Below are 25,474 nucleotides of genomic sequence, written 5' to 3' on the forward strand. Positions count from 1 at the left end.
TTACCTTGTGGCGCCACCGGTGCCGCCGGCGCCCGCGAGGTCGGGCTCGCCCGCGGGGTCGAGGTCGGGGTCGCGCGGCACCACGAGCGGGGCGCCGCTCGTCGGGTCGGTCAGCACCACGGCGTCGAGGTCGAACGCCTCCCGGAGGAGCTCGGGAGTCAGGACCTCCCACGGCGCACCGTCGGCCAGCACCCGTCCGGCGCCCACGACCACGAGCCGGTCCGAGTACCGGGCGGCGAGGGTGAGGTCGTGCAGCACCATCACCACCGTCGTGCCGCGCCGCCGGTTGATCGACCGGACCAGCCGCAGGATCTCCAGCTGGTGGGCCAGGTCGAGGAAGGTCGTCGGCTCGTCGAGCAGGAGCACGTCGGCCTGCTGCGCGAGCACGAGCGCGAGCCACGCACGCTGCAGCTGCCCACCGGAGAGCGACCCCACGTCGCGCCCCGCGAGGTCGCGGAGACCGGTCGCGTCGAGGGCGTCGTCGATCGCCGCCGCGTCGGCGGGCGTCCACGGGCGCAGCAGGCTCTGGTGCGGGTGTCGCCCCCGCGACACGAGGTCGCGGACGGTCGTCGCCGACGGGGTGAGGGGCTTCTGCGGCAGGACGGCCAGTCGCCGCGCCACCGCCTTGCCGGGCAGCGAGCGGAGGGGCTCGCCGTCGAGCTCGACCGTGCCGGCGACCGGCGACAGCAGCCGGCCGAGCGCGCTCAGCACCGTCGACTTCCCGCTGCCGTTCGCGCCGATCAGGGTCGTGACGGTGCCGCGCTCGATCGACAGGTCGAGCCCGTCGACGACGATCCGCCGGTCGTAGCCGAGCGTCACCCCCCGGGCGCCGAGCGCGGGGGCGCTGGAGTCGCGGGCAGGGGAGGCGGGGGAGTCGCGGGTGGGGTCGGTCATGCGGGTCGGTCCTCTCGACGGTGGCGGACGAGCAGCCAGATCAGGTACGGGGCGCCGACGACGGCGGTGACGATGCCCACGGGCACCTCGCCGGGCAGCAGGGTCCGGGTGGCGAGGTCGGCGGCCACGACGACGAGCGCCCCGAACGTCGCTGAGGCGGCGAGGGGCGGGCGGCCCGTGCCGGCGACGCGCCGGGCGAGCTGCGGCGCGACGAACGCGACGAACTCGAGCGGCCCCCCGGCCGACACCGCGGCGGCGGTCAGCAGCACGGCGCAGGCGAGCACGACGAGCCGGTGGCGCTGCACGGCGACGCCGAGCCCCCGCGACAGGTCGTCGCCCAGCTGGCTGACGTCGAGCGCCCTCGTCTGCGTCGCCGCCAGCGGGGCGACGACGGCGAACACGGCCAGGGCGGGCCAGACGCTCGCCCACGAGATGCCCGAGACGCTGCCCACGAGCCACTGGCTGGCCGCCGCGGCGTCGGTGATCCGGGCGCGGGCGACGAGCCAGCTCGTGAGCCCGCCGAGGGCGGCGGTCGCGCCGATGCCGACGAGCACGAGGCGGTAGCCGTCGACGCCGCCCCGCCACGAGAGCGCGTACACCGCCACGGCGGCCACCAGCGCCCCGGCGACCGCGGCCGCCGGGACGCCCACGCTGAGCAGCCCTCCCGTCACGGAGTACCCGCCCCCGGCCAGCACGATCGCCGCGACGGCGCCGAGGCCGGCGCCCGAGGTGACGCCGAGGATGTCGGGGGTCGCCAGCGGGTTGCGCGCGAAGGTCTGCGTGAGGGCGCCGGCCAGGCCCAGGCACGCTCCGACGACGAGCGCCCCGGCGACCCGGGGCAGGCGCAGGTCGAGCACGATGAGCTCCTGGGCGGGCGTGCCGCCTCCGGCGAGGGTGCGGACGACGTCGGCGACCCCCAGCGACGACGACCCCGCGGCGAGCCCCACCAGGGCGAGGGCGACGACGACCAGCAGCGACCCCGCCGTGGCGGCGGCCACCCGGGGCCCGCCGACGGTGCGAGGCCGTGCCGGTGCCCGAGTCCCGGCCTCGGCCCCGGACGCGACCCGGTCGGCGGGCGCCGGAGGCGTGGACGCGGGGCCGCCTTTCACGGCGGGCGCGCGGGCGTCGAGCCGGCTCACAGCGCGGCCGCCGTCCCACGGCGGACGATCGCGACGAAGGCCGCCCCGCCGAGCACCGTGAGCACCACCCCGACCGAGAGCTCGGACGTCCCGCCGACCAGTCGGCCGACGACGTCGCAGGCGAGCAGGACGACCGCGCCGACGAGGGCCGAGGCCGGCAGCAGCCGGGCGTGACCGCCCCCGACCAGCGCGCGCGCCAGGTGCGGTGCGGTGAGCCCGACGAAGCCGATCGGCCCGCTGACCGCCACCGCGGCGGCCGTCAGCAGGGTGATGGCGCCGAGCCCCACGAGCCGCGCCCGGAGGAGGCTCTCGCCGAGCCCGCGGGCCAGGTCGGCGCCGAGGGCGAGCGTGTCGAGCGACCGGGCGTTCACCGCCGCGAGGGCCGCGCCGGCGACGGCGACGGCGACGGCGGGCCCGGCCGCGTCGAGCGAGCGGCCGGAGAGCGACCCGACGACCCAGATGCGGTAGGCGGCCAGCGTGGTCTCGTCGGAGAGCACGAGGAACGACGTCAGCGCCACGAGCAGGGCCGACACCGCCGACCCCGCGACCGCGAGCGGCACGGGGCTCGCGAGGCCGCGACCGAGGGCGGCGACCGAGAAGACGACGACGCTCGCGACGACGGCGCCGACGAGCGCGAGCCAGAGCGTCGCGACGACCGAGCTCGTGCCGAGCACGTACACGCCGACGACGACGGCGAGGCTCGCCCCCGCCGAGACTCCGAAGAGCCCCGGGTCGGCCAGGGGGTTGCGCGTCTGGCCCTGCATCACGGCGCCCGCGAGGCCGAGGGAGGCGCCCACCAGCAGCCCGAGGACGGTCCGGGGCACGCGGGAGCCCCAGACGACGGCCCCGACGTCGCGGGCGGGGTCGAGGAGCGCGCCGACGACGGTGGCCGGCGAGAGGACGGCGCTGCCGAGCGCGAGGCTCGCCGCGACGACGACGACCAGGGCGACGAGGAGCAGAACGCCCCGGGGGGCGGCCCGTCGGGCAGCACCGACGCCGGGGTCGGTGAGGGCAGGAGCAGACGAGGTCACCAGGTGAGGTTAGCCTACCCTCACCTCGGGTCAGGCCAGCTGTCCGGTCGGCTCGGGGGCCACGCGCGCCCAGCCCCCGCCGCGGCGCTCGATCGCCCCGGCCTCCTCGAAGGCGGCGAGCCACCCCTCCATGGGCCAGCTGCCCCAGCGCTCCGCGAACACGCGACCGTTGCGGAGGATGTCGTCGAGGTGCTGCCACGGCGGCGAGGAGGTCGGGTGCCACTGGTGGTAGGCGTGCGCGCCGCCCACCCAGACGAGCGGCACCTCCGCCGCGTGCGCCGCGAACGCGAAGTCGGTGTCCTCGCCGCCGTAGCCCTCGTACTCCGACGAGAACCCGCCGACACGGGCCCAGGTGTCGACGTCGAGCGCGAACGAGAGCGACCAGAACAGCCGGTGGTCGCCGTCGCGGGCGATGACCGTGCGGCCAGCGGGAGGCGCGGGCCGGGCCGCGTGCGGGCGCGTCAGCCCCGCCGGGTCGCGGTCGAGCTCGGCGAGGCTCGCGCCCTCGGGCAGGTACGTGACAGGGCCGCAGAGCAGGGCGCCGGGGTGCCGGGCCGCCGCGGCCTCGTAGCCGGTGACGAGGTCGGGCCCGGGCACGCAGTCCGCGTCGAGGAAGACGAGCAGGCTCGCCCCGAGCGCCCGTGCCGCCGCGGCGCCGCGGTTCCGGCCCTCGGCCAGCCGCAGGCCGTCCGGGCCCGGCGGCACGTGGACCACGACGGCGTGCTCCAGGCCCGCGCCCTCCGGGGCCGGGGACTCGTCGAGCCACACGACGACGTGGGGCACCGGAGGCGCCAGTCGGGCCAGGCGGACCCGCTGGGCCCTGAGGTGGCCGAGCCGCGCCTCCGAGCACAGCGTCACGGCGACGGTCAGCGCTGCCACGACGCCACCTCCGCGACGACGGCGGCGGCCCGGGCGGGCGCGCCCTCGACCTGCCACGTGGACCAGTCGGGCGTCGTCGCCAGCGCCCGGTCGAGGAGGGCGGGCCACGCCTCGTCGGCCGGCCACCCGTCGACGACGACGGCGAGGCCGCGGTCGGCCAGCAGGCGCGCCGTCGCGCCCTGCTCGTCGAACGGGCGGTCCTGGGGCACGACGACGGCCCGGGCGCCGGCGGCGGCGAGGTCGGCCACGCTGTTCTGGCCGGCCGCCGTCACGACGACGTCGGCCGTCGACAGGAGCTCCCAGGGGTCGTCGACCCACGAGCCCGCGTCGCCGCCCAGCAGCGTCCACGAGGTGCCGGGCGTGGCCGCCTCGGCGCGCGCGACGTCGTCGGCGAGACGACCCGCGCCTCCCTCGCCCCCTCCGGGCAACACCAGCACGCGCGGGCCCGTCGGGGCCGCGCGTGGCACCGCTCGTGGTCGACCGGCGAAGCGGGAGATGCCCCCCACCGTCCGGACGCGGTCGGCGGCGACGTCGAGGGCGGGGGAGGCGTGGAGGCCCGGCGCCCACGGCGCGAGGACCCGCTCGGCGGCGCGGAGGGCGAGGAGGTGGGGCTCGTCGGAGCGGTCGCCCGGCTGGGTGACGACGACGGGCGGCACGCCGAGGAGGCGCACGAGCAGCGCGACCTCGACCGAGACGTCGACGACGAACGCCGCGGGCCGGTGCTCGCCGACCCAGCCGGCGATCGCCGCCAGCCGGGCAGCGTGGCCCGGGTGGTGCAACGGGGCCCAGTGGAGCAGGCCCCGCACGGTCGGGGAGGCGTCGCGGGGGTCGAGGTCGGCGCCGTCGCCCGAGCGGGAGGCGACGGGCCCGTCGTCGCGCGGCAGGAGCACCCACTCGGTGTCGGCGGGGAGGCCGGCGGGGGCGGGCAAGCTGCTGAACACGACCACCCGCGCGGCGAGGTGCGGGCGGACGGCCGTGAAGCGCGTGACGTGGCCGGCGCCGTGGTGGTGCACGTACCAGCCGACGAGGGGCAGGGCGTCGCTCACGCGTCGGCCCGGGCAGCGGCGCCGGCCTGGGCCGCCGCGTCGACCGCGTCGGCCGTGTCGACCGCGTCGGCCGTGTCGACCGGCGAGGACGACGGCGGCCTCGACGCGCCGCCCCGGGTCTCGACGAGCGACCGGTAGAGGCCCTCGAGCACGCCCGCGCGGTGCCGCAGCGACAGCCGGTCGACGGCGTCCTCGCGGATGCGCGCCCGGAAGCCCGGGGTGCTCTGCGACTGCGCGGCCAGCCCCTCGGCCACGTGGGCCAGGGCGGCGGCGTCGCCCATGGCGACGAGGCCCGCCCCGGCCGACGAGCCGACGACCTCGGAGACGCCGCCGGTGTCGAAGGCCGCGACCGGCGTGCCGACGGCGAGGGCCTCGGCGATGACGAGCCCGAACGGCTCCTCCCAGACGGGCGTGACGAGGGCACAGGCGCTGCGGCCCACGAGATCGGCGAGGCTGTGCTGGTCGAGCTCGCCGACGTAGCGGACCCGGTCGCCGAGGTGGGGCTCGACGGCCTCCTCGAACCACGCCGCGTCGCCGACGCGGCCGGCGAGCACGAGCCGCCGGCCGGTCAGGCGGGCGGCCGCGATCGCCAGGTCGGCGCCCTTCTCGGGCACGAGCCGCCCCGACCAGACGAGGTCGTCGCCGCCCGGCCCGAGGGGCCACAGGTCGGTGTCGACGCCGTTCGGCAGCACGAGCGACTCGACGCCGGCCGCCCGCCACTCCCGCGCGGTGTGGTCGCTCACGGCCAGGAACGAGCTGCGCGGCTCGGGCCCCCGGGCGTGGTGCTCGAGCAGGTCGGGCAGCGTGGGGGTGTGCAGCGTCGACACGACGGGCACGCCGAGGCGGCCCGCCCACGAGAGAGGCAGGCCGTGCAGGCTGTGGTTCTCGACCACGTCGAACTGGTCGGCGTGGTCGGCGACCCAGGCGAGGGCCCGGTCGAGGGCGGGCAGGGCCCGCTCCAGGTAGCCGGCGGGGTAGGTCGTGTCGGTGGCCTCGGCCGGGTCGTCCCACACCACGGGGGGCAGGGTGAACTCGGCGGGGCCGCCCGCCAGGAAGTCGCTGCCCTCGGGCGCGCAGAGCACGACGTGGTGGCCCCGGGCCCGGAGGGTCCGCACCTGGTTCCACACCGACGACTCGAGCCCGCCCGCGTGCGGCTGGCGGATGGGGTACCGCAGCGGCGCGACGACGGCGATGCGGAGGGGCTCTCCGTCCCGGCCGGAGGGGCCCTCGTGCGGTGCGCCGTCCGACGCGGCCCGCGGCGGCGGCGTCGAGCCGCCCGTCCGCCCGTCCGCCGAGCGGACCGCCGCGGCGTAGGCCTCGTCGTGGACGGCGGCCAGGGTGCGTCGCTGCACGCGGCGCACGAGGCGCCGACGCGCCACGAGCTCGGCCCGCGCGGGGCTGCCGGGGCGGGCTCCCGGGTCGTCGGTCAGGGCGCGGAGCGCCTCGGCGAGCGCGGCGGGGTCGCCGGCGTCGAAGGTCGCGAAGGAGTCGGGGTGCTGCTCGGCCGCGTAGCCGACGCGGGGGCCGGCGACGGGCACCCCGAGGTCCCAGCAGAGCTCGACCCAGCCGGAGTGGGTGCCGTGCCGGTAGGGCAGCACCGCCACGTCGAGGTCGGCGAGCGACGCGGCGAGCTCGTCGTCGGAGAGGCGGGGGTGCACGTCGAGGACGGCGTGGGCGTCCGCCGCGACCAGCGCCGCCACCCGGGCGCGCGCCTCCTCGTCCCGCACGCGCTCGTTGAGGTCGACGCGGACGACGACGTCGGTGCCGTCGCGGCGCAGCAGCTCGGCCGCGGCCAGGAGCGTCTCGACGGCTCGGACGGCGTCGATGTTGGGCCGCAGGTCGCGGAGGGCGGTGCCGACGACCAGGGCGTCGGACGCGCGGCCGGAGGGCGCCTCCGCGTCGAGGGGGAGCAGGTCGGGGTGCGCGACGACGACGGCCTCGCGCCCCCAGCGCCGGGCCACCTCGGCGGCCGCGCCGGGCGTGAGGGTCAGGACGACGTCCGCGGCGGGCACCAGGAGGTCGAGCTGGGCGTCGTGGTCGCCCTGGTCGACGAGCTGGGGGTTCTCGAGGTCGTGGACGGTGTAGACGAGCGGCTTGCCGACCTCGCGCAGCGCGGCGACGACGCCCGCGAGGTGCTCGAGCGTGAACGACTCCGTGCCGAAGTGGACGTGCAGCAGGTCGAACTCGTCGGCGTGCGCACGGATCCAGCCGGCGTCGACCATGACCGGGGGCCACCACTGGCCGGGGCCGGCGCCGGCCGGGGCCGGGTCGGCCAGGCGGACGACCGTGGCGGGGCGGTCCGGCGCGTCGAGGGCGCGCACGTAGGGGTGGGCGGCGGGGACGGACGCGACCCGGAGCAGCGGCTGCGGGGGAGCGACCCGGTCGTTCAGGGGATCGATGATCGTGCCTCCTCGGCGTGTCGTCTGGGGCGGGGCGGACGAGTCCGCAGGACCCTGCTGACGTCCGGGGGCCGGTCGGTGTCGAGGAGGGGGTCAGCCGATGGGAGCGGCCTCCACGGACGCTAGTCCTCGGGAGGCTCCCAGGCCCTGTGTGCCTGTACCCCTCTGCTCCGCGACGGGCGGGAGGGCCCTGGACCCGGCAAGCTGGGGCAGCCCGCCACGACCGTCGCCGGCAGGAAGGCGACCCCCTCGTGACCACCACCACCCCCGTCGTCGACGGCCGCACCCGCCACTACGGCGACTTCTACGGGCTCAGCGAGCCCGAGGGCGACGGCGCCGTCGCGCTCGTCGTCGGCAACTGCCAGGCGGAGTCGCTCCGCATCGCCCTCGAGGGAGGCGGCCTGCGGACGGTGCGGACGCCCGCGGTCCACGAGCTGGTCGCGACGGACCTCCCGCACCTCGCGCGCTGGCTCGGCCGGGCGGAGCTGCTGGTCTCGCAGCCCGTCCGCGACGACTACCACGGCCTGCCCCTCGGCACGGCGCAGCTCGCGGCGGCGCTGCCTGAGCGCGCCCGCGTCGTGCGGGTGCCCGTCATCCGCTTCGCGGGCCTCTACCCGGCCCACGCCATCGTCCGGCCCCCGAGCGACGCGTCGCTGGTGCCGCCCGTCGTCGAGTACCACGACCTCCGGCTCGTCGTGCGGGCCGCGGCCCTCGGCGGCGCCGTCGACGCGCCCCCGCCGCTGCCCCCGCTCCGGCCGGAGGCCGTGCGCGCGGTCGCCGAGCTCTCCCGGGGCGAGCTGCGCCGGCGTGAGGAGGCCCACGACGCCGTCGTCGTCTCCGACCTGTTCGACAGCCCCTCCTTCGCGCAGATGCGCACGCTGAACCACCCCGGCAACCCCGTGTGGCGGTCGCTCGCCGAGCGCGTGCGTCGTCGGCTCGCCCTGCCCGAGCACGAGGTCGACCCGGGGCGCCCCCTGCTCGACAGCGTGCACGCGCCCCGGGAGGCCGCCGTCGTCGAGGCGTTCGGCCTCGAGGAGGCGCCCACCGACCACTGGCTCGTCGGCGGCCGCCGGGTCGAGGCGGCGGAGGTCGAGGAGGCGCACCTCGCCTGGTACGCCGACCACCCCGAGGTCGTGACGGCGGCGCTCGCCCGCCACGCCGACGCGCTGCGCCTGCTGGGCCTGTCGTGAGCGGCTCCGCGTCGTCGGCGACCGACTCCCCGGGCCTCCCGGCCCTCGTCGTCACCGACGACCCCGAGCACGGGGTCTCGAACTACGCACGAGGCGTCGCGGCGGCCGTGGCGGCCCTCGTCGGGTGGGACCTCGCGGTCGGGCCCGACGCGCTCACCGGCACCGCGCCTCCCGCCCGGTCCCACCTGCACTTCACCGACCGGCTCTGGGGCGGGTCGCCCGAGGAGGCGGCCGACCGCGTCGAGGACCTCGCGCGCCGGACCTCGCTCACGGTCACCCTCCACGACCTCCCGCAGCCCTCCGACGGCGAGCGCAACCTCCCGCGGCGCGCCGAGTGCTACCGGCGCGTGGTCGCTGTGGCGGCGGGCGTCGTCTGCAACAGCCGGCACGAGGCGCTGCTGCTCGACGAGCACGTCCTCGCCGGGGCGGGCGGTCGAGCGGCCGTCCTGCCCCTCGCCGTCGACCCCGTCGGCGCGCCGCCCGCGCCGGGGGAGCGCCCGCCCTCCGACGGCACGGCCGCCGTCATCGGGTTCTTCTACCCGGGCAAGGGCCACGCCGAGCTCGTCGACGCCGTCGTCGAGCTGCGGGCCGCCGGGTCGCCCCTGCGCGTCGCGGCCCTGGGGCGCGCGTCGCCGGGCCACGAGGCCGAGCTCGCCGAGCTCGTCGCCGGCGCCGCCTCCCGCGGAGCGTCGCTGGAGGTCACGGGCTACCTCGACGACGACGAGCTGCTCGAGCGCTGCCGCCGGGCCACGGTGCCCGTCGCGGCCCACCGCCACGTCTCGGCCTCCGGGTCGATCGCGACCTGGATCGCGGCCGGGCGGCGCCCCCTGGTGCCCGACACGAGGTACTCCCGCGAGATGGCCGAGCTGCGGCCGGGCACCCTGACCCTCGTCGACCCCGATGACCTCGGGACGGCCCTGGCCGCGGCCCTCGCCGACCCCGCCTCGACCTGGCTCGGGCCCTCGGCCGTGACGGCGCCCGGCCTCGCCGACGTCGCGGCGGCATCGGTCCGCTGGTGGGCCGACGAGGTGGCCTGGTGACGGCGCGGCCGCCGTGGGGGCGGGGCCTGCCCGGCAACCGCTGGGACCTGCTCGACGGCGAGCTCCCCGCGGAGCCGCCCCTCGTCAGCGTCGTCGTGCCGCACTACCGTCAGCAGGCCGAGCTCGACCGGACGCTGGCGGCCCTCGCCCGGCAGACGCACCCCGCCGACCGCCTCGAGGTCGTGGTCGTCGACGACGGCTCGCCCGAGGCGCCCGTCGTGCCGCCCGGCGTCGTGCTCGTGCGGCAGCCCGACGAGGGCTTCCGGCTGGCCGCGGCGCGGAACCTCGGCGTGCGGACGGCCACCGGCGACGTGCTCGTCTTCCTCGACGCCGACACGGCGCCCGAGCCGGGCTACGTCGCCGCGGTGACCCGGCTGCCCGCCCTCGCGCCGGAGGTGGTGACCGTGGGCCGACGTCGCCACGCCGACTTCGGCGGGGTCCCGGTCGACGCGCCGGTCGAGGTCGCCGGGCCGGTCGCCGAGCTCCCGTCGCCGACCTGGCTCGACGACGCCCACCGGGCGAGCCGAGACCTGCTCGACGCCGACGACCGGTCGTACCGCCACGTCATCGGGGCGGTCACGGCGTGCAGCCGGTGGCTCGTCGAGGAGGTCGGCGGCTGGGACGAGGGCTTCACCGAGTACGGGGGAGAGGACTGGGAGTGGGTCCACCGCGCGTGGCGGGGCGGGGCCGTGCTCGCGCACGTCCGTGACGCGGTCGCCTGGCACGACGGCCCGGACTGGGCCGGTCGCTCCGGCGACGACGAGGCCCGGCAGCGGCGCCAGAACGCCGAGACGATCACGCTCAGCAGGCTGGTGGCCGTGCCCGGCTCCCGCCCCCGGGCGCTGCGGGGCGACGGGCCGGTCGACGTCGTCGTCCGCCTCGGCCGCGCCCTGTCGCCGGGGCGTGCCTTCCTCACGGCGGACTCGGTCCTGGCGGTCCTGCCGGAGGCGCGGGTCGTGGTCCCGAGCGAGGTCGCGTCGGCCGTCGGCGGCGACCCGCGCGTCGTCTCCGCGGCGGCGGTCGCCGAGCGGCCCGAGCTCGTGACGGGTGCCCGCGTGACGGTCGACCTGCCTGGTGAGGTGAGGGTCCGGTACGGCGAGGCCCTCGTCCGCGCCGTGGCCGAGGTCGGCGTCGGCGAGCTGGGCACGGTCGAGCTGTGCGCCGTCGAGCCTGAGGACGGTGGGCGGGAGGGCAGCGGGGCCGACGGGGCCGGCGGAGCCGCGCCCGTCGTCGTCGCCCGCGTCACGTCCCGGCGGGCCGAGCTGCGACGGGCGCGCTGGGAGCGCGACGACCTCTTCCGGACGGAGCGCCGCGCGGCCGACGGCCTCGAGCCCCTCGTCGGCGAGCCCTCCCTCGCGGCGTGGCTCGGCGGGTGGGGCTGAGGGGCAGGTGCCGCACGGGCCTGCCGACGGCCCCGCGCCTCCGCCGTTCCTGCTGGTCACACCGGCGAGCCTCCCCGGCCCGACGTGCCGCCCGAGGTACCGTCCCGCCATGACCGACAGCGTGCGGACGGCCGAGGGCGACACCATCGTGGTGCCCGAGGCCGACGACGCGCCCCAGCGGCACCGCTCGACCTTCGTCGAGCCGGTGCCCCGCACGTCGCCCGAGGCGGAGGCCACTGCCCCGCCCGAGGCGACCGACCAGGAGCTCCGCCCCGTGACACCCACCCTGACGCCCGAGGCCCCCGCCGACCTGGAGCAGTCGCCCGTCGACCCCGAGCTGTCGCCCGCCGACCTCGACCCGGCGGCGGTCGTCGAGCCGAGCGCCCCGGTGCGCGAGCCGCGTCCCGTCTCCGTCCCGTCGCACCGGGCCGACGTGCCCGCCGACGTCGTGCCGACCGACGCCGCCGAGCCCCGCCCCGCGAGCGTCGCGCGGCACTCCCTCGACACGTCGAGCATCACCCTCCCCGTCTTCGCCGAGCCCGTCGACCCCTCGCTGCCGCAGCCGCCCGAGCGCATCTCGCTCGACGACGACGTCCTCGTGCGCATGGTCGAGCGACGCCTCGACGACACGGCGACCGTCGACCTGATGGCCGTCGTCCAGGCCCAGATGGAGGCGCGCCGCCAGGAGGCCGCCCGCTTCGCCCGCTGGGCCGACGAGGTCGGCCGCATCGGCACGGACGAGGCGGCCGAGGCCCTCGAGCGCACCCGCCTCCGCTTCACCGGCGTCATCGACGTCGTCCTGCCCCTGACGCCCGTTCCGGGCGACGAGGTCTCCGTCGCCCGGACGGTCTCGTCCGAGGCCGCCGCGCCCCCCGTCCTCGACGTCGCTCCTGCCCCCGAGGGCCCGCAGGTCGTCGAGGAGGCGCCCGCCGGGTCCCCGGCACCGGTCACGACCGCCGCCGAGGTCGCGCGCGCCGAACCGGATCCCGTGCCCTCCGACGTCGTCGCCGGGACCTCGGCCGCTGACGCCCCGGTCGCCCCCGTCGCCGTGGCCGCGCCCTCGCGACGCCCCCTCGCCCTGGCCGGCCTGGCCGTCGGCCTCCTCGTCGTCCTCGCCGCCCTGGTGCTCACGCTCGTCGACGCCGGCCTCCTGGTCTCCGCCGTCGTGGCGACCCTCGCGGTGCCCGTCGTCGGGGGCCTCGTGGCCACCGCGGCGCTCCGCGTCGCCTCGCAGCGCCGCCCGGGCGACGCCCGGCTCGAGACCCGGGGCCCGATCGCCGTCGTGGCCGCCGTCGTGCTCTCCGCCGTCGTCGGCCTCGGCCTGCTGGCCCCCTCGTCGGAGGCCCTCTCGTGGCAGGGCTACCTGCTCGGCGGCGCCCCGCTCGAGCCGGTCGTCGGCCTGCTCGTCGCCCTGGTCGCCGCGGCCCTCGTCGCGGTGTTCGTGGTCGCGTCCGTCGCCCTCGTCCGCCCGGCGGCCCGCGACTAGGCTGACGAGGTGTCCTCCCTCGCAGCCGTCTCCGCCGTCGTCGAGCGCCTCTGGCCCCTCTCGGGCGCTGAGTCGTGGGATTCTCCCGGCCTCGTGCTCGGTGACCCCGAGCAGCCCGTGCGGCACGTGCACCTGGCGGTCGACGCGGTGCTCGACACCGTCGACGAGGCCGTCGCCCTGGGCGCCGACCTCCTCCTGACGCACCATCCCCTCCTCTTCCGCGGCGTGACGACCCTGGCCGGCGACACGACCAAGGGCGCCGTCGTGGCCCGGCTGCAGCGGGCCGGGTGCGCGCTGATCGCGGCGCACACCAACGCCGACGTCGTGCCCACGGGCACCTCGCGGGTGCTGGCCCACCAGCTCGGCCTCGTCGACCAGTCGACTATCACGGAGGGCTCCCTGCCGGGCACCGGGCTCGGCGTCGTCGGCCGCCTGCCTCGACCGACCAGCCTGGTCGCCCTCGCCCGCCAGCTCGGCGACGTGCTGCCGCCCACCGCCTCCGGCGTCCGGGTGGCCGGCGAGGCCGACCGCGTCGTCGAGACGGTGGCGCTCTGCGCGGGCGCCGGCGACTCCCTGCTCGACCACCCTGCCGTCCGGGCCGCCGACGTCTACGTCACGAGCGACCTCCGGCACCACCCCGCCTCCGACGCCCGCGACCTCATGCGCCTCGGCCACGGTCCCGCCCTCGTCGACGTGTCGCACTGGGCGAGCGAGTGGCTCTGGCTCGACACGGCCGCCGAGCAGCTCCGGCGCGAGCTGCACGACGTCGAGGTCACCCTGAGCGACCTCCGCACCGACCCCTGGGACTTCGCGGTCGTGCAGTAGCCGCCGCCGACCCGCCCGGGCGACTCGTCGCCCGCCCCGTTCCGCCCCTGACGAAAGAAGTCCCCGTGCCGTTGCAAGCCAGCCCCGCCGACCAGGCCCTGCTCCTCGACCTCCAGAAGCTCGACACGACCCTGCAGCAGCTCGCGCACCGTGCCGCGAACCTCCCCGAGATCGCCGTCCTCGCCACGGTCGACGGCGACGCCCACCGCCTCCGCAGCCGCATGGCGTCCGAGCAGGGCGCCTGGGAGGACGCGCAGGCGGAGCTCCGCCGCGTCGAGTCCGACGTGGCCGTCGTCGAGGCGCGCGTCGCCCGCGACCGGCAGCGGCTCGCGAGCACCTCCTCCGTCAAGGACGTCCAGGCCCTCGAGGCGGAGCTCGCCGCCCTCGCGAAGCGGGGCTCCGACCTGGAGGACATGCAGCTCGAGGTGATGGAGCGCGTCGAGAGCCTCGGCGCCGTCGCGACGGTCACCCACGAGGAGCTCGACCAGCTGGAGGTCCGCCGGGCCGACGCCCGGAGCACGCGCGACGCGAAGCTCGGCGAGCTCGAGGTCGAGCGCCGCCAGGTCGAGGCCGACCGCGCCACGCTGGCCGAGAAGGTGCCGGCCGACCTGCTCGACCTCTACGAGATGCAGCGTCGCCGGTACGGCATCGGCGCCTCCCTCCTCCGCGGCGGCGTCTCGAGCGCCAGCGGCGTCACCCTGACCGGCAGCGACCTGGCCGCCGTGCGCTCCGCCAGCGCGTACGACGTCGTGCTCTGCCCCGACAGCAACGCCGTCCTGGTCCGCACCAGCGAGTCCGGCATCTAGCCTCCCCGGGGGCCGTGGCGCCGACGGCGGCTCGGCGCCCCTCCCGCGGGCGCTACAGTGGCAGGGCGGATGGGTCGGCAAGACGGTCGCGTCGGTCGGGGGCTCGCTCCCGACCGCCGAGGAACGTCCGGGCTCCACAGAGCAGGGCGGTGGGCAACACCCACCCGGGGCGACCCGCGAGACAGTGCAACAGAGAGCAGACCGCCACGGTCACGTCGCGAGACGGGGCCGCGGTGAGGGTGAAACGGTGGTGTAAGAGACCACCAGCGGTTCGGGTGACCGACCGGCTAGGCAAACCTCGCCCGGAGCAAGGTCAGACAGAGGACGTCGAGGTGGCTCGCCGAGTCCTCGGGTAGACCGCTGGAGGGCTGCGGCAACGTAGTCCCGAGATAGATGGCCGTCCATGGTGCCTCGGCACCGGGACAGAACCCGGCGTATCAGCCGGCCCATCCGCCCCAGACCGACAAGAGGCCCGGGTGCAGGAGGCACGCCTCCCGCACCCGGGCCTCCGTCACGTCGTGACGACGGTCGGCCTGGTCGGTCGCCGCTCCCGGTCGTCGCCGGCTCAGACGGTCGTCGTGGGCCGTGACGATGCCGCGAGGGCCGCCGCGCCGAGGATGCCCGCGTTGTTGCGCAGCACGGCGGGCACGATCTCGGCCCGGAGGTCGAGCAGCGGCAGGAACTCCGCGTGGTGCTTCGAGACGCCGCCGCCGACGATGATGAGGCGCGGGTAGAGCAGGGCCTCGAGGTGCGAGTAATACTTCTGCAGGCGCTTCGCCCAGTGCTTCCAGCTCAGCTCGTCGCGCTCCTTGGCGGCGAACGAGGCCTTCGTCTCGTAGTCCTTGCCGCCGATCTCGAGGTGGCCGAGCTCGGCGTTGACGATGAGGACCCCGTCGTTGATGAGCGCGGTGCCGATGCCGGTGCCCAGCGTCGTCATGACCACCAGCCCCGGGACGCCCTTCGCCGAGCCGTAGCGGGTCTCGGCGTAGCCCGCCGCGTCGGCGTCGTTGACGAAGTGGATGTCGCGCCCGAGCGTGGTCTCGAAGAGGCGCTCGGCCTCGAAGTCGATCCACTTCTTCGACACGTTCGCGGCCGACAGCGTCTTGCCGTCCATGATCGCCGCGGGGAAGCAGACGCCCACGGGCACGTCGAGGTCGTCGACGCCGAGCTCCTCGACGATCTGCTTCACGACGGCCACGATGTCGTCGGGCTCGCCGCCGGCCGGGGTCGGCTTCTTGAGGCGGTCGGTGAGCAGCTCGCCCGACTCGACGTCGACGATCGCCCCCTTGATGCCGGTGCCGCCGATGTCGATGCCCACTGCCTTCTGTGCCACGGGTGGGTCCTTCCTAGGGGAGTGTGTCGGGGGATGGGTCAGCTGAGGGTGAGCACGTCGGCGCCGCGCTCGGTCACGACGAGGGTGTGCTCGAACTGCGCCGTGAGCGACTTGTCGCGGGTCGTCACGGTCCAGTCGTCAGGCCAGATGTCGGCGTCGACGCTGCCGAGCGTCAGCATCGGCTCGATGGTGAAGACCATGCCGGGGGTCATCACGTCGTCGTACTGGGGTGCGTCGTAGTGGGGGATGACCAGGCCGGAGTGGAACGCACGGCCCACGCCGTGGCCCGTGTAGTCGCGGACGACGCCGTAGCCGAACCGGGCGGCGTACGACTCGATCGCCCGACCGATGACGTTCACCTGTCGGCCGGGCGCGACGGCCTTGATCCCGCGACGCAGGGCCTCCCGGGTGCGGTCGACGAGGTCGACGGTGGCCTGAGGGGCCTCGCCGACGATCATCGTGCGGTTGAGGTCGCCGTGGACGCCGTTCTTGAACGCGGTGACGTCGACGTTCAGCAGGTCGCCCTCGACGAGGGTCGTGTCGTCGGGGATGCCGTGGCAGATGACCTCGTTGAGCGACGTGCAGACCGACTTGGGGAAGCCGCGGTAGCCGAGGGTCGAGGGATAGGCCCCGTGCGCGACGAGGAACTCGTGGGCGACGCGGTCGAGCTCGTCAGTGGTGACGCCGGGGCGGAGGGCCGCCTCGACGGCGTCGATGGCCTGCGAGGCGATCCGGCCGCTCTCGCGGATGAGCTCGACGGTCGGGGCGTCGTACACGTCGCCGCCCGTGTAGGGCGACGGCCCGGCCTTGCCCACGTACTCCGGTCGGGGGATCGACGCGGGGACCGGACGCTGCGCTGAGATCCGGCCCGGGGTCAGGTGTCCGTGGGAGTCCCGAGGCATGTCGTCCACCTTAGGGGGAGACGTCGTCCGCGGGGCGCACCCGGTGGGCGCCCGGCGGCCCCGGGGCCGGGCTCCGGAGGTAGCCTGCTGCCATGGCACCCGAGTACTGGTACAACTCGGCCGGGGCCTGAAGCGGCGGGGATCCGCGGGGTATCAGGCCTGTCCGGTCCGCAGGGGGTCCGCAGGAACATCGATCGAGGCGGCCATGAGGTCGTTTGCCGCGGCTCGTGTCTTGTCTTCGGCCGTGGGCCATAGATGTGCGTAAATCGACATCGTCGTGGTCGCGGACGCGTGCCCGAGGGCCCTCTGGACCGTGACCGGGTCGCAGCCAGCCGCGATCAGGCCGGACGCGTAGAAGTGCCGGAGGTCGTGCAGCTTCGTGTGCGGGACGTCGGCGGCCGCGAGTGTGCTCACCCAAGCGCGGCGGATCACCCCCGGCCGGGGCGGGCCGACGAAGAGCCAGCCCTCGGCGCCGCTGACGCCGACCTGCTCCACGTGCTGGCTCAGCATCATGAGCAGACGGTCGGCGAGCGCGACCTTCCGCTCGCTCCCGGCCTTCGGCGGGGTGAAGGACGGGGCGCCGCCCTCGTACTGGACCTGCCGCTGGACGTGCAGCTGCCGCGTCAGAAAGCCGACGTCGCCGAGCTGGACCGCAGACGCCTCGCCGATCCGCAGGCCGGCGAAGGCGCACAAGGCGATGACCGGGCGGAACCACGGCTCGGCCGCCTCGAGCAGCTGGCCTACCTGCTCGGGCGTCGGGATCCGCATCGAGTGCTCGGCCCGCTGGGCTCGGGGGAGGATTACGCCGGCCGTCGGGTCGCTGGCGAGGTGGCGATCGCGTACCGCGGCGTTCAGGACCGTGCGCACGTTGGCCACACGGGTCTTGATCGTCGACGGCTGCAGGTGCGCGGACATCTCCTTGACCCAGGCTTCGACGTGCGACCGTCTCAGCTTGCCGAGCTCGATCGAGGCGAAGCTGCAGTCACGGACGGAGATGTTCACAACGCGCGCGGTGCCGGCAGCCCAGACCTGCCGCTGCGACCACTCGGCGTAGAAGCTCGCGAGCGTCACGCGTGAGTCGCGCGGGTCGACGTAGGTGCCCGTCAGCCGGGACGTCGTGACGTTGTCGAGCCAGGCCTGCCCGTCGGCCTTCCGAGGGAAGTGCCGCGCGTGCTCTTTGCCCTGGTCGTCCCGGTAGCGGGCCCGCCAGCTACCGTTCGGTCTCTTCGTGACGCTTGCCATCGAGACTCACCGCCCTCAAGTTGCTGAAGGCGAGCCCCATGTCGGCCACATCAGTGAGTTGACGACGCTGCTCTACGTCTGCGACGACGGAGGACGGGGTGTGCTTGAGCCAGTCGCGCGAGGTCTCGACAGGGCCGGTGCCTGCTGGTTGGGTCTTGAGCACCATGTCGAGCTCATCGAGCGCGTCGATGTAGGTCTCGATCGCTGCGTCGAGGGAGCGGTGAGCTCGGGCCACCTTCGAGTTCGCGTCGTCGAGCTCGGCCTCGCGCGAGCTCATCGTGAGGGACGCCCGAGTTGAGCCCAGGACGCGAGCCAGGGCGTCCGCTTCGTGTAGACGCAAGGACCGAGTGCCCTGCTCGACCTTCCAGACGGTCGTCTGCGACCAGGGGTAGCCAAACTCCCGCATGGCGTCGGCAACGTCCTTCTGCGACCTATCGCCACGTAGCCGAAGAACGTTCCGGCCGATCAACTCATCATCTACGAACACGTTCAGCATCTAACTGCAGTTTGGTGTTGCGCACAACTACGGTCTGTGCCTATCGTGTACCCACTTCGAGTCAGAGTAAGTCACAACATCGAAATGGAGACAGCATGACCCAGAAGCTCCTCACCGTCGACGAGGTCGCCGAACGCCTCCGTCGCACCCCCGCCGCCATTCGCGCCATGCGCTACGAGGGCAAGGGCCCGAAGTCCGCGAAGGTCGCCGGCCGCGTCATGTGGCGAGAGGAGGACGTTGACGCCTACATCGAGGGCCAGTTCACTGAGACCTCAGCATGACCGACCACGAGAACGAAGAAGCCCCTGCCGGTGCGGGAACACCTGGCAGGGGCACGACCACCTCACAAGGAGACGATCACAACATGAGCACCCTACCGATCCCGACCGACAAGCACACCCCCTGGGCGACGATGACCAGCAGCTTTGAGACCGACGGCGAGCGCTTCGTTACCCATGAGGGCCAGCTGTTCGCCGACGAGACACACAAGATCTTCATCGACGCGCAGCGCGTAACGGCCGTCCATAGCGACGCGGTCGAGGTGCAGCCGACCATCATCACGATCGACGGCGGCCTCGTGCAGGCGGGCCGCTTCCGCGTGCAGGAGGTTCGAGCGCTACGTGACGCCCTCGACGCTGCGCTCGACCGTGTCGACCCCGAGTCGTACCGGCGACACATGCCCGACGTCGTCCGCGGGGTGGACCTCTCGGAGGTGGTCCCGGACGTGCGCGTGACGCGCGGCACGATCGCCGGAGAAGCAGTCATCCTCAACGTCCGCGCTCAGGGCCGCGAGCTCTACAAGGCGCTCACGGCGGCACAGGCGAAGAGGTTTGGCGCCCAACTCATCAAGCAGGCGTGCAAGGCCGAACAGGCAGGAGAGAAGTGATGACGAACTCAGACCCCTTCGAAAACAACACCGGGCGCCCCTACCCGTGCACCCGCGAGGGTTGCCTCGGCTACGGCAAGACCCACCGCGCTGACGAGGGCGAGTCGAGCATGGTCCACATCGCATTCGAGGTGCGCCTTGACCTTGAGAGCGAGCGCGCGGAGGCGGCAGTCGTCGTCGACACGGACGATGACACGGGCCCGTGGGTCGTGTGCCCGACGTTCAACGGCGGCGGCCACAGCATGCCCTTGTCCGACTTCGAGCTTTTCGAGAAGGTCACCCGCCGCGGCTACCTCATCGCGCAGCGCCTGAACGAGGAGCGCGTAGACACAAAGGTCTCGACCGCACTCCTCGACCACCAACTTCTGGCGTTCGAGGCCGAGCGACCCGGCCACCTCCGAGGGCTCGCGGAGTGGCTCGGGGTGCCCCTGAGCTCGGACGAGCGGCCGGCGGGACTCGAGACAGGTGACCCGCGTGCATGACCCTCTCGGCGCGCAACTGGGCGTGGGACGTGCAGACGCGCCCGCGGCGACCAGAGGAGACACCGAAGCCGGGCGACGATCCCGTGCGCGTGCGCCTGAAGCCGGGGGAGAAGCTTGTGCTGCTCTGCATCGCGGAGCACGAGAACGCAGAGGAGGGAATCGCCTATCCGTCGTACGAAACGATCGCAGAGAAGACCCACCTCAGCGTCAGGGCGGTCCAGGATCACGTGAAAACCCTCGCCGCGGCCTCGGCGTTCGCCATCAAGCGGCGACGGCGCCGGGACGGCAAGTGGTACCGGCACACGTACGTGCTCGACGTGCCAGAGCGGTACCGCGAGCGCGACCCCGCGTGGCAGCAGCACCAGGGCTGACCCGGCAGATTCTGCCGATGGCGACCACCGGCAGATCTCGCGCGACCACCGGCAGATCTCGCGGTGGGAACCGGCAGATCTCGCGCATCGAACCGGCAGAACCTGCCGCTTATAAGTGAGAGACCAGTGACTAGATCAGTGACAAGAGACCACGGCCCCTTCGCAAGCGAAGCGACCCTGAATCCCGAAGGTCGAGACGATCAGGGAGTGATGGGGCGCTTCGGGCCCACCAACGTGCTGAACGTCGACATCAGCGCAAAAATGACGAAGAAGGTGATCAGCGTTCTCCATAGGGGCTCAGCTCCCGATGAGTACCCACCGTCCGTGTTCGCCACGAGGAGGAGGGAGAACTCGAGGAAGATCACGAACAGGGCAAGCCCCAGGACCTGCACGGCGAAGATTCCCGTCAGTACACGCTCCCCGATGCTGATCTGTGCCCACTGGCGAAGGCCGGAGAACTGCGAATGGACAGCAACAGTGAAGGCCAGGTATAGGACGGGGAGGAGGGCGCTGGCGCCGACAGCAGCATCGACGGACATCGTGTCAGGAATCATCCTCCGAAGATATTGCGAACCTACAGGTCGTTCTACCCGCGGATACCCCCACTTCGAGGAGGACCGCTCATGAGCGAACTCGACACCCTGACCACCCCCACCGACGAGGACCTGCTGCACCTCGCCGCCGCCCGCGCCCGCCGCCGCCTCCTCGAGGTCGCCGGCCTGGTCGCCTACGTCCGCACCCTCGTCGTCCCCGCCATGGGCGGCGCCTCCGACGGCATGCCCCGCGCCGCCTCGAAGACCGCCCCCCTGCCGCTCCGCGCTGACGCCGTCGACGACAGCGACGACGCCTACGCCCGACTGCTCGAGTGGGTGTCGTACTGGGCCCGCGAGCTCGCCACCGAGCCCCCCGTCGCCGTGCAGGTGAAGTGGCGCGCGAAGGACGAGCCCGACGGGTTCCGCGCCGGCACGACGCCCGCCGGCGCCGGGCTGCTCGTGAAGCTCGTCACGACGTGGCTGCTCACCCACCAGGACCGCATCGTCGTGCACGCCTCCGCCCAGGCCTACCTCGACGACGTCGCCGACATGGTGTGGAAGCTGCGGGCGAAGTACCCGCGAGCACCCCGCCCCGAGCGCGGCGTCCTCGAGCGCCCCTGCCCGGTGTGCGACCGCTTCACGTTCGGTGCGACCTGGCCGGGCGAGGCCGCCGTCGACGAGTTCGAGCTCGTGTGCTCGTTCTGCGGCCACACCGAGCAGGCCGCCGCGTTCATCCGCGAGGGCCGCGTGCGGGAGCTGCTGCACGAGCTGCGCGAGGAGCACGCCGACCCGCGCTCCGAGTGGTGGACGAAGCGGCAGGCGCAGTCCGAGCTCGACATCACGAAGCAGACCCTGAACCGGTACATCGCCGAGGGCTCCCTCCCGACGTACACGGCCGACGGGACGGTGTACGTGAACACCGAGGACCTGCTCACCCTGTGGCGGGCGAAGCGCATGAAGCCCACCGCGACGCAGGCCCAGGCCCGCTGACGACACACCGAATCCGCGTAGTTGACGGCCTGTTCCGTTTGTGCTTAAGATAGCGCCAGCGAACCCGTCCGCTCCACGGACAATCACCCGAAACCCCCTCCACAGTGAGGGGGTTTCGGCGTTTCGCGGCTCCCCTGTCGCCCTTGCGCGGGGAACGGTCAGACCCACCGGCTGTCGGAAGCGACCGGGTCACAGCGCGGCTGCGCACCCTCGGGTGGTGCGCGGCCGCGCCTCGTCTTCGGCGCGCGCCACTCACACACACGCCCACCGGCGGTGTACTCCCGCCTCCCCGGCTGACACCCGGGCCCGCGGACGCGTGCACCGCACACCTCGCAACCGGGGTGAGCGCGCGCCGAGCCACTTCGAGCGGGGCCGTCAACGGCCCTTGATGTGTTTCCACCGAAGAGCGCTCACGATGCCGCCCTCATCGGCTAGGCGCACCTGCGGCCCCGCTCGGACCTCCCCACCTCGACCGCGAAGGACGCGACCATGGCCCTGCAGACCACCGCACTGAAGAACTCGCTCGCCGACCGATACGCGGCCCTCGCGCTCTTCGGCGCCCTCTACGCCACGGTGCCCGGCGCGAACCCCGGCACCGAGCTCTCCGGCGGCTCCCCGGCCTACGCACGCAAGCCCCTGACGTGGGGCACCGCGGCGAACGGCGCCACGACGGCGTCCGCCACGTTCGACGTCCCCGCCGGGTCCACGGTCGCGGGCGCCGGCGTGCACTCCGCGCTGACGAACGGCAACTACCTCGACGGGATCGCCGTCACCTCGCAGTCGTTCTCGACGCAGGGGCAGATGACGGTCGCCTTCACCTTCACCCAGTCGTAACCGGGAGGGGCCGCCGTGGCAGTTGCACTCGTCGCACAGCGCACGGCCGGCTCCTCCGGCACCACGACCGCCGTCACCTACGGCCAAGCCCCCACCGCGGGGAACCTCCTGATCCTCGCGATCATGGCCTACGGCACCGCCGCGACGGGCCCGACCGTGTCGACGCCGTCCGGGTGGGCCCTAGCCGTCGGCGGCGCCCCGGTGAAGGCGTCGGCCGCGAACCGCTGGTGCGGGCTCTGGGTCTTCTACCGCCTCGCCACGGGCGGGGACGCGGCCCCGGTCGCGACCCTCACGTCGTCCTCGTACCGGTACGTCGTCGAGGAGTGGTCGGGCCTCGACGCGACCAACCCGTTCGTGTCCGCCACGGGCCTGAACAGCACGACCGCGCAGACGATGATGGGCACCGTCGACAGCCCCTCGGTCACGGCGCCCGCGAACTCGTGGACCTACTCGGCAACCGCGATGCGCCTCGACACGGGGCCCGCGACGATCGGGATGATGTGGACGGGCGGCAGCGCCTCCGACCTCTTCCCCGCCACGGCCGCGAACACCCTCGGCACGGCGACGCAGACGACCACCACGGCGTCGACGTTCACCCCGGGCAACATGTGGACGGTCACCGGCGCGACGCCGCAGTCCGCGCAGACCGGCTCCGCGACGTTCCGCCAGGCTGGCGGCACCACCCCGACGCCCGCACCCGTGACCGCTACCGCGGCGCTGGCCGGGGCGGGGACGCTCGCCGCTGCTGGATTGCCGTCGACGACGACGTTCGCGCCCACCACCGCGCAGGGCAACCTCGCCGCGGTGGGGACCCCGCGCACGACGTCGGCCGCGACCACCACGGGCGCCGGCACGCTGACGGCCACCCCGACGACGAGCGTCACCACCGCGGCGCCCCTCAGCAGCACGGGCACACTCACCGCCGTCGCCGTCCCGACCCTGACCACCACGGCCGCCCTCACTGGGACCGGCACGCTGAGTGCCGCCGGCACACCGTCGACGGCCGCGGCCGCCGCGTTGACCGGCACTGGGGCGCTCGAGGTCGACACCGCGACGGGCGGGATGGTCGACGCCGACCTCACCGGCACGGGCACCCTGACCGCGCGCACCAGCCCGGCCACGACCGCAGCAGCTCCGCTCGCCGCAGACGGGGACCTCACGGCCACCGGCACACCGACCGTGACCGAGCGCGCACCCCTCGCCAGCACGGGGACGCTGACGGCGACCGTGGGGAACCTCGCGGTCACGACCGCCGCGTTCCTCGGCCTCGGTGTCCTCGCCGCCACGGCACGCCCCACCACCCGCACAGACGCGCCCCTCACGGGCGCAGGCGACCTCGACGGGGCCGCGACCCCCACGGTGCAGGGCACGGCCGCTCTGGCTGCCCTGGGGCTCCTCACCCCCGACACCACCATGGCCGTCTCGGCCACCGCGGTGCTGACGGGCACGGGCACCCTCAGCGCCCGCGCCCAGGATGCAGCGCACGACATCACCGTGACCGCCACCCTCGGGCCCCGCCGGTCCACCAGCACCCTGGTACCCCGGCACCGGACCAGCACCCTCACCCGCCGATGGGAGTCCCGATGATCGTCCTGCCCCGCGAGTCCATCGAGATCGTCCTCGTCCCCGTGCACGTCGACGGGACCCTCGTCACCGCGGGTGTCGAGGTCACCACCACCACCGGGGACCAGCGACCCACCGACTGGCGTCCCGCGGACCTCACCGACGACCGCACCGGCATCCTCGTCACCGGTCTCCCCGTCGGCGTGCACACCGTCTGGGTGCGGGTCACCTCAGTCCCCGAGGTGCCCGTCCTCCAGTCGGGGCAGATCAGGATCACCTGATGCCCCGTGTAGCTGGCCGCCGCCACCGGGAGATGCGCGACGAGGAGAAGTCCCGCTGGTCGCAGGAGAACCGACCGTGCTGCATCTGCGGCATGGCGACGATCGACTGGGACGCACCAGCGAACGAGCCCGACGCGTTCGAGCTCGAGCACGTACTCCCCGTGAAGACGCACCCCGAGCTGGAGTTCGAGCCAAGCAACCGGAAGCCCTCACACCACCGCTGCAACCGGGCGAAGGGCGCCGGCCCGATCATGCCGACCATCGGCACCACCAGCGAGACCTGGTAGCCCCCCGCACCCGAAGGAGTCCCCGTGAGCATCCCCCTCAGCAAGCAGCCCCCCGTCCTCAAGTGGCGGGTCACCGTGCAGCGGACCGACGAACCCCGCGACCACGCCGACGTGTTCTCCCGCGAGGCAGAGACCGAGGAGCAGGCCACCACCGACACCGTCGCCATGTGCGCCCGCGAAGGCTGGACCGTCGACGTGGTCAGCGTCGAGCAGGTCGACAGGTTCTGACCGTGGCACCGAAGCTTGCGGGCACGATCCGCATCGAGGACCACCGCATCCTCATCGACGGGCAGGAGCTGCCCTGGTACGTCGAGGCAGGGACCATCAGCGTCGACCTGTCCGACGGAAGGCACGACCTGGACCGGGTCACCCTCACGCTCCTGTCCGACAAGGTCGAGGTGGACCACACCTCGCACCCCGCCCGCCCGAACGACGAGGAGTGACCATGGCCGCCAGCATCGGCACCACCGCTGTCGCAGGCACCATCACCATGAACGGGCACGAGGTAGCCACCTTCACGGTCGACGTTCCCGTGACCACGACCATGGGTGACGGCAGCCCCGGCGTCACGGTCGGCCCGGTGCAGCCAGCACTGGCACAGGCGCTGAGAGACGCGGCCGATGCACTCGACCGCGAGGAACCGGCTGACCACGACCATCAGCCGAAGCAGCACCGGGACGGCAAGCCACCCTAGTGCCAGACGTGCGGCCTCACCGCATCAGGCAAGCAGCCGACCTCACGCCTAGGGAAGTGACCATGACCGTCCCCGAAGACCACACGAGACCACGCACCTACGCACGACCCTTCCGCGACCGACGGTGCCCAGCAGTAGCCACTGCCCCCGAGGGCACGATCCGCTGCGACCTCAGACGCAAGCACAAGGGCGACCACAGCGCAGAGCACGGCATGTACTCCATCGCCTGGTCACCGCACACCGCAACCGAAGCACCAATCGACATCGAGCCCACCCACCAGGGGTAGGGGCGGTCACATCGCCAGCCACAGAACGCCAGGACCATTCGCCGGGAGTGATCTTCCCCATCGAGGGGTGCGCACACGCGAACGTCGTGTTCGCGTTCGCAGCACGAGGAGGTTCTGATGCCGCAGTCACCGGAGGAGCGTCGTGCTGCTGCTGCTGAGCGGATGCGGCGGAAGCG

29 protein-coding genes and 1 other RNA gene are annotated in these 25,474 nt (G+C 74.3%); 19 read left to right on the forward strand and 11 right to left on the reverse strand.

Annotated features, from left to right (window positions below):
* The 6 genes from JOE43_RS10220 to JOE43_RS10245 form a co-directional block, all read right to left on the reverse strand.
* Nucleotides 1-894 (reverse strand): ABC transporter ATP-binding protein, encoded by an 894-nt coding sequence (locus JOE43_RS10220; RefSeq protein ID WP_209517499.1) that lies wholly within the window; start codon nt 892-894, stop codon nt 1-3.
* Nucleotides 891-1,892 carry an iron chelate uptake ABC transporter family permease subunit gene (locus JOE43_RS10225; protein ID WP_209517501.1) on the reverse strand — a complete coding sequence of 334 codons (1,002 nt, stop codon included), beginning with the start codon at nt 1,890-1,892 and terminating at the stop codon, nt 891-893. The genes JOE43_RS10220 and JOE43_RS10225 overlap by 4 nt, the downstream gene beginning before the upstream one ends.
* Before the next feature lie 137 nt (nt 1,893-2,029).
* Nucleotides 2,030-3,064 (reverse strand): iron ABC transporter permease, encoded by a 1,035-nt coding sequence (locus JOE43_RS10230; protein WP_209517503.1) that lies wholly within the window; start codon nt 3,062-3,064, stop codon nt 2,030-2,032.
* A gap of 30 nt (nt 3,065-3,094) precedes the next feature.
* Entirely contained in the window at nt 3,095-3,943 is an 849-nt protein-coding gene (locus JOE43_RS10235) for a galactosyltransferase-related protein (RefSeq protein WP_307803323.1), read from the reverse strand.
* The gene (locus tag JOE43_RS10240; protein WP_307803324.1) at nt 3,931-4,989 is read right to left on the reverse strand and encodes a glycosyltransferase; all 1,059 of its coding nucleotides are present in this window, start codon (nt 4,987-4,989) and stop codon (nt 3,931-3,933) included. Before JOE43_RS10240 ends, JOE43_RS10235 begins: the two co-directional genes overlap by 13 nt.
* Nucleotides 4,986-7,310: a glycosyltransferase gene (locus JOE43_RS10245; protein WP_209517505.1), complete on the reverse strand. Its 2,325-nt coding sequence runs from the start codon at nt 7,308-7,310 to the stop codon at nt 4,986-4,988. The genes JOE43_RS10240 and JOE43_RS10245 overlap by 4 nt, the downstream gene beginning before the upstream one ends.
* Nucleotides 7,311-7,639: 329 nt before the next feature.
* Here JOE43_RS10245 and JOE43_RS10250 point away from each other — a divergent pair, with 329 nt between their 5' ends.
* The 7 genes from JOE43_RS10250 (at nt 7,640) to rnpB (ending at nt 14,570) form a co-directional block, all read left to right on the forward strand.
* Nucleotides 7,640-8,578 carry a WcbI family polysaccharide biosynthesis putative acetyltransferase gene (locus tag JOE43_RS10250; protein ID WP_209517506.1) on the forward strand — a complete coding sequence of 313 codons (939 nt, stop codon included), beginning with the start codon at nt 7,640-7,642 and terminating at the stop codon, nt 8,576-8,578.
* Nucleotides 8,575-9,618, forward strand: a complete 1,044-nt coding sequence (locus tag JOE43_RS10255) for a hypothetical protein (protein WP_209517507.1) — start codon at nt 8,575-8,577, stop codon at nt 9,616-9,618. Before JOE43_RS10250 ends, JOE43_RS10255 begins: the two co-directional genes overlap by 4 nt.
* Nucleotides 9,615-11,000, forward strand: coding sequence for a glycosyltransferase (locus JOE43_RS10260; RefSeq protein ID WP_307803325.1), 1,386 nt, complete (start codon nt 9,615-9,617; stop codon nt 10,998-11,000). The genes JOE43_RS10255 and JOE43_RS10260 overlap by 4 nt, the downstream gene beginning before the upstream one ends.
* Nucleotides 11,001-11,109: 109 nt before the next feature.
* Entirely contained in the window at nt 11,110-12,486 is a 1,377-nt protein-coding gene (locus JOE43_RS10265) for a hypothetical protein (RefSeq protein WP_209517510.1), read from the forward strand.
* A gap of 9 nt (nt 12,487-12,495) precedes the next feature.
* A complete protein-coding gene (locus JOE43_RS10270; RefSeq protein WP_209517512.1) occupies nt 12,496-13,311 on the forward strand; it encodes a Nif3-like dinuclear metal center hexameric protein in 816 nt (271 codons plus the stop codon).
* A gap of 65 nt (nt 13,312-13,376) precedes the next feature.
* Nucleotides 13,377-14,117, forward strand: a complete 741-nt coding sequence (locus JOE43_RS10275; RefSeq protein WP_307803326.1) for a hypothetical protein — start codon at nt 13,377-13,379, stop codon at nt 14,115-14,117.
* Nucleotides 14,118-14,187: 70 nt separating this feature from the next.
* Nucleotides 14,188-14,570, forward strand: an RNA gene (gene rnpB, locus JOE43_RS10280) — RNase P RNA component class A.
* A 112-nt stretch (nt 14,571-14,682) separates the two neighbouring features.
* Here rnpB and ppgK read toward each other — a convergent pair.
* The 4 genes from ppgK to JOE43_RS10300 form a co-directional block, all read right to left on the reverse strand.
* Nucleotides 14,683-15,450: a polyphosphate--glucose phosphotransferase gene (gene ppgK / locus JOE43_RS10285; RefSeq protein ID WP_209517514.1), complete on the reverse strand. Its 768-nt coding sequence runs from the start codon at nt 15,448-15,450 to the stop codon at nt 14,683-14,685.
* Between the two features lie 38 nt (nt 15,451-15,488).
* Nucleotides 15,489-16,352: a type I methionyl aminopeptidase gene (gene map / locus JOE43_RS10290; protein WP_209517516.1), complete on the reverse strand. Its 864-nt coding sequence runs from the start codon at nt 16,350-16,352 to the stop codon at nt 15,489-15,491.
* Between the two features lie 153 nt (nt 16,353-16,505).
* The gene (locus tag JOE43_RS10295; protein WP_245187137.1) at nt 16,506-17,594 is read right to left on the reverse strand and encodes a site-specific integrase; all 1,089 of its coding nucleotides are present in this window, start codon (nt 17,592-17,594) and stop codon (nt 16,506-16,508) included.
* Entirely contained in the window at nt 17,563-18,090 is a 528-nt protein-coding gene (locus tag JOE43_RS10300; RefSeq protein WP_209517518.1) for a helix-turn-helix transcriptional regulator, read from the reverse strand. The genes JOE43_RS10295 and JOE43_RS10300 overlap by 32 nt, the downstream gene beginning before the upstream one ends.
* Nucleotides 18,091-18,185: 95 nt before the next feature.
* On the opposite strand from JOE43_RS10300, the gene JOE43_RS10305 reads away from it, so the two are divergent.
* The 4 genes from JOE43_RS10305 to JOE43_RS10320 are packed head-to-tail and all read left to right on the forward strand — an operon-like array spanning nt 18,186 to nt 19,829.
* Nucleotides 18,186-18,371 (forward strand): AlpA family transcriptional regulator, encoded by a 186-nt coding sequence (locus tag JOE43_RS10305; protein ID WP_209517521.1) that lies wholly within the window; start codon nt 18,186-18,188, stop codon nt 18,369-18,371.
* Nucleotides 18,368-18,976: a hypothetical protein gene (locus JOE43_RS10310; protein WP_209517522.1), complete on the forward strand. Its 609-nt coding sequence runs from the start codon at nt 18,368-18,370 to the stop codon at nt 18,974-18,976. Before JOE43_RS10305 ends, JOE43_RS10310 begins: the two co-directional genes overlap by 4 nt.
* Nucleotides 18,976-19,458 (forward strand): hypothetical protein, encoded by a 483-nt coding sequence (locus JOE43_RS10315; protein ID WP_209517524.1) that lies wholly within the window; start codon nt 18,976-18,978, stop codon nt 19,456-19,458. The genes JOE43_RS10310 and JOE43_RS10315 overlap by 1 nt, the downstream gene beginning before the upstream one ends.
* Nucleotides 19,455-19,829 carry a helix-turn-helix domain-containing protein gene (locus tag JOE43_RS10320; protein WP_209517526.1) on the forward strand — a complete coding sequence of 125 codons (375 nt, stop codon included), beginning with the start codon at nt 19,455-19,457 and terminating at the stop codon, nt 19,827-19,829. Before JOE43_RS10315 ends, JOE43_RS10320 begins: the two co-directional genes overlap by 4 nt.
* 200 nt (nt 19,830-20,029) lie before the next feature.
* On the opposite strand, the gene JOE43_RS10325 is transcribed toward JOE43_RS10320, so the two are convergent.
* Nucleotides 20,030-20,383: a hypothetical protein gene (locus JOE43_RS10325; RefSeq protein ID WP_209517528.1), complete on the reverse strand. Its 354-nt coding sequence runs from the start codon at nt 20,381-20,383 to the stop codon at nt 20,030-20,032.
* A gap of 69 nt (nt 20,384-20,452) precedes the next feature.
* On the opposite strand from JOE43_RS10325, the gene JOE43_RS10330 reads away from it, so the two are divergent.
* From JOE43_RS10330 to JOE43_RS10365, 8 genes are all read left to right on the forward strand, one after another.
* Entirely contained in the window at nt 20,453-21,352 is a 900-nt protein-coding gene (locus JOE43_RS10330) for a hypothetical protein (protein WP_209517530.1), read from the forward strand.
* A 489-nt stretch (nt 21,353-21,841) separates the two neighbouring features.
* Nucleotides 21,842-22,186 (forward strand): hypothetical protein, encoded by a 345-nt coding sequence (locus JOE43_RS10335; protein ID WP_209517532.1) that lies wholly within the window; start codon nt 21,842-21,844, stop codon nt 22,184-22,186.
* A 15-nt stretch (nt 22,187-22,201) separates the two neighbouring features.
* Nucleotides 22,202-23,773: a hypothetical protein gene (locus JOE43_RS10340; RefSeq protein ID WP_209517534.1), complete on the forward strand. Its 1,572-nt coding sequence runs from the start codon at nt 22,202-22,204 to the stop codon at nt 23,771-23,773.
* Nucleotides 23,770-24,030, forward strand: coding sequence for a hypothetical protein (locus JOE43_RS10345; protein WP_209517536.1), 261 nt, complete (start codon nt 23,770-23,772; stop codon nt 24,028-24,030). The genes JOE43_RS10340 and JOE43_RS10345 overlap by 4 nt, the downstream gene beginning before the upstream one ends.
* Complete coding sequence (locus JOE43_RS10350) at nt 24,030-24,317, forward strand: hypothetical protein (protein ID WP_209517537.1); 288 nt, start codon at nt 24,030-24,032, stop codon at nt 24,315-24,317. Before JOE43_RS10345 ends, JOE43_RS10350 begins: the two co-directional genes overlap by 1 nt.
* Nucleotides 24,318-24,341: 24 nt before the next feature.
* Nucleotides 24,342-24,545: a hypothetical protein gene (locus JOE43_RS10355; RefSeq protein WP_209517539.1), complete on the forward strand. Its 204-nt coding sequence runs from the start codon at nt 24,342-24,344 to the stop codon at nt 24,543-24,545.
* Nucleotides 24,546-24,547: 2 nt separating this feature from the next.
* A complete protein-coding gene (locus JOE43_RS10360) occupies nt 24,548-24,760 on the forward strand; it encodes a hypothetical protein (RefSeq protein ID WP_209517541.1) in 213 nt (70 codons plus the stop codon).
* A gap of 2 nt (nt 24,761-24,762) precedes the next feature.
* The gene (locus JOE43_RS10365; RefSeq protein ID WP_209517543.1) at nt 24,763-25,011 is read left to right on the forward strand and encodes a hypothetical protein; all 249 of its coding nucleotides are present in this window, start codon (nt 24,763-24,765) and stop codon (nt 25,009-25,011) included.
* Nucleotides 25,012-25,474 lie beyond the last annotated feature (463 nt).

The organism is Frigoribacterium sp. PvP121, assembly GCF_017833115.1.
GTDB lineage: Bacteria > Actinomycetota > Actinomycetes > Actinomycetales > Microbacteriaceae > Frigoribacterium > Frigoribacterium endophyticum.

Coding starts and splice junctions, on each gene's coding strand:
- JOE43_RS10315 (WP_209517524.1), top strand. CDS start 18,976: ATGACGAACTCAGACCCCTTCGAAAACAACACCGGGCGCCCCTACCCG.
- JOE43_RS10220 (WP_209517499.1), bottom strand. CDS start 894: ATGACCGACCCCACCCGCGACTCCCCCGCCTCCCCTGCCCGCGACTCC.
- JOE43_RS10330 (WP_209517530.1), top strand. CDS start 20,453: ATGAGCGAACTCGACACCCTGACCACCCCCACCGACGAGGACCTGCTG.
- JOE43_RS10365 (WP_209517543.1), top strand. CDS start 24,763: ATGGCCGCCAGCATCGGCACCACCGCTGTCGCAGGCACCATCACCATG.
- JOE43_RS10265 (WP_209517510.1), top strand. CDS start 11,110: ATGACCGACAGCGTGCGGACGGCCGAGGGCGACACCATCGTGGTGCCC.
- JOE43_RS10335 (WP_209517532.1), top strand. CDS start 21,842: ATGGCCCTGCAGACCACCGCACTGAAGAACTCGCTCGCCGACCGATAC.
- JOE43_RS10350 (WP_209517537.1), top strand. CDS start 24,030: ATGCCCCGTGTAGCTGGCCGCCGCCACCGGGAGATGCGCGACGAGGAG.
- JOE43_RS10345 (WP_209517536.1), top strand. CDS start 23,770: ATGATCGTCCTGCCCCGCGAGTCCATCGAGATCGTCCTCGTCCCCGTG.
- map (WP_209517516.1), bottom strand. CDS start 16,352: ATGCCTCGGGACTCCCACGGACACCTGACCCCGGGCCGGATCTCAGCG.
- JOE43_RS10295 (WP_245187137.1), bottom strand. CDS start 17,594: ATGGCAAGCGTCACGAAGAGACCGAACGGTAGCTGGCGGGCCCGCTAC.
- JOE43_RS10300 (WP_209517518.1), bottom strand. CDS start 18,090: ATGCTGAACGTGTTCGTAGATGATGAGTTGATCGGCCGGAACGTTCTT.
- JOE43_RS10305 (WP_209517521.1), top strand. CDS start 18,186: ATGACCCAGAAGCTCCTCACCGTCGACGAGGTCGCCGAACGCCTCCGT.
- JOE43_RS10320 (WP_209517526.1), top strand. CDS start 19,455: ATGACCCTCTCGGCGCGCAACTGGGCGTGGGACGTGCAGACGCGCCCG.
- JOE43_RS10325 (WP_209517528.1), bottom strand. CDS start 20,383: ATGATTCCTGACACGATGTCCGTCGATGCTGCTGTCGGCGCCAGCGCC.
- JOE43_RS10310 (WP_209517522.1), top strand. CDS start 18,368: ATGACCGACCACGAGAACGAAGAAGCCCCTGCCGGTGCGGGAACACCT.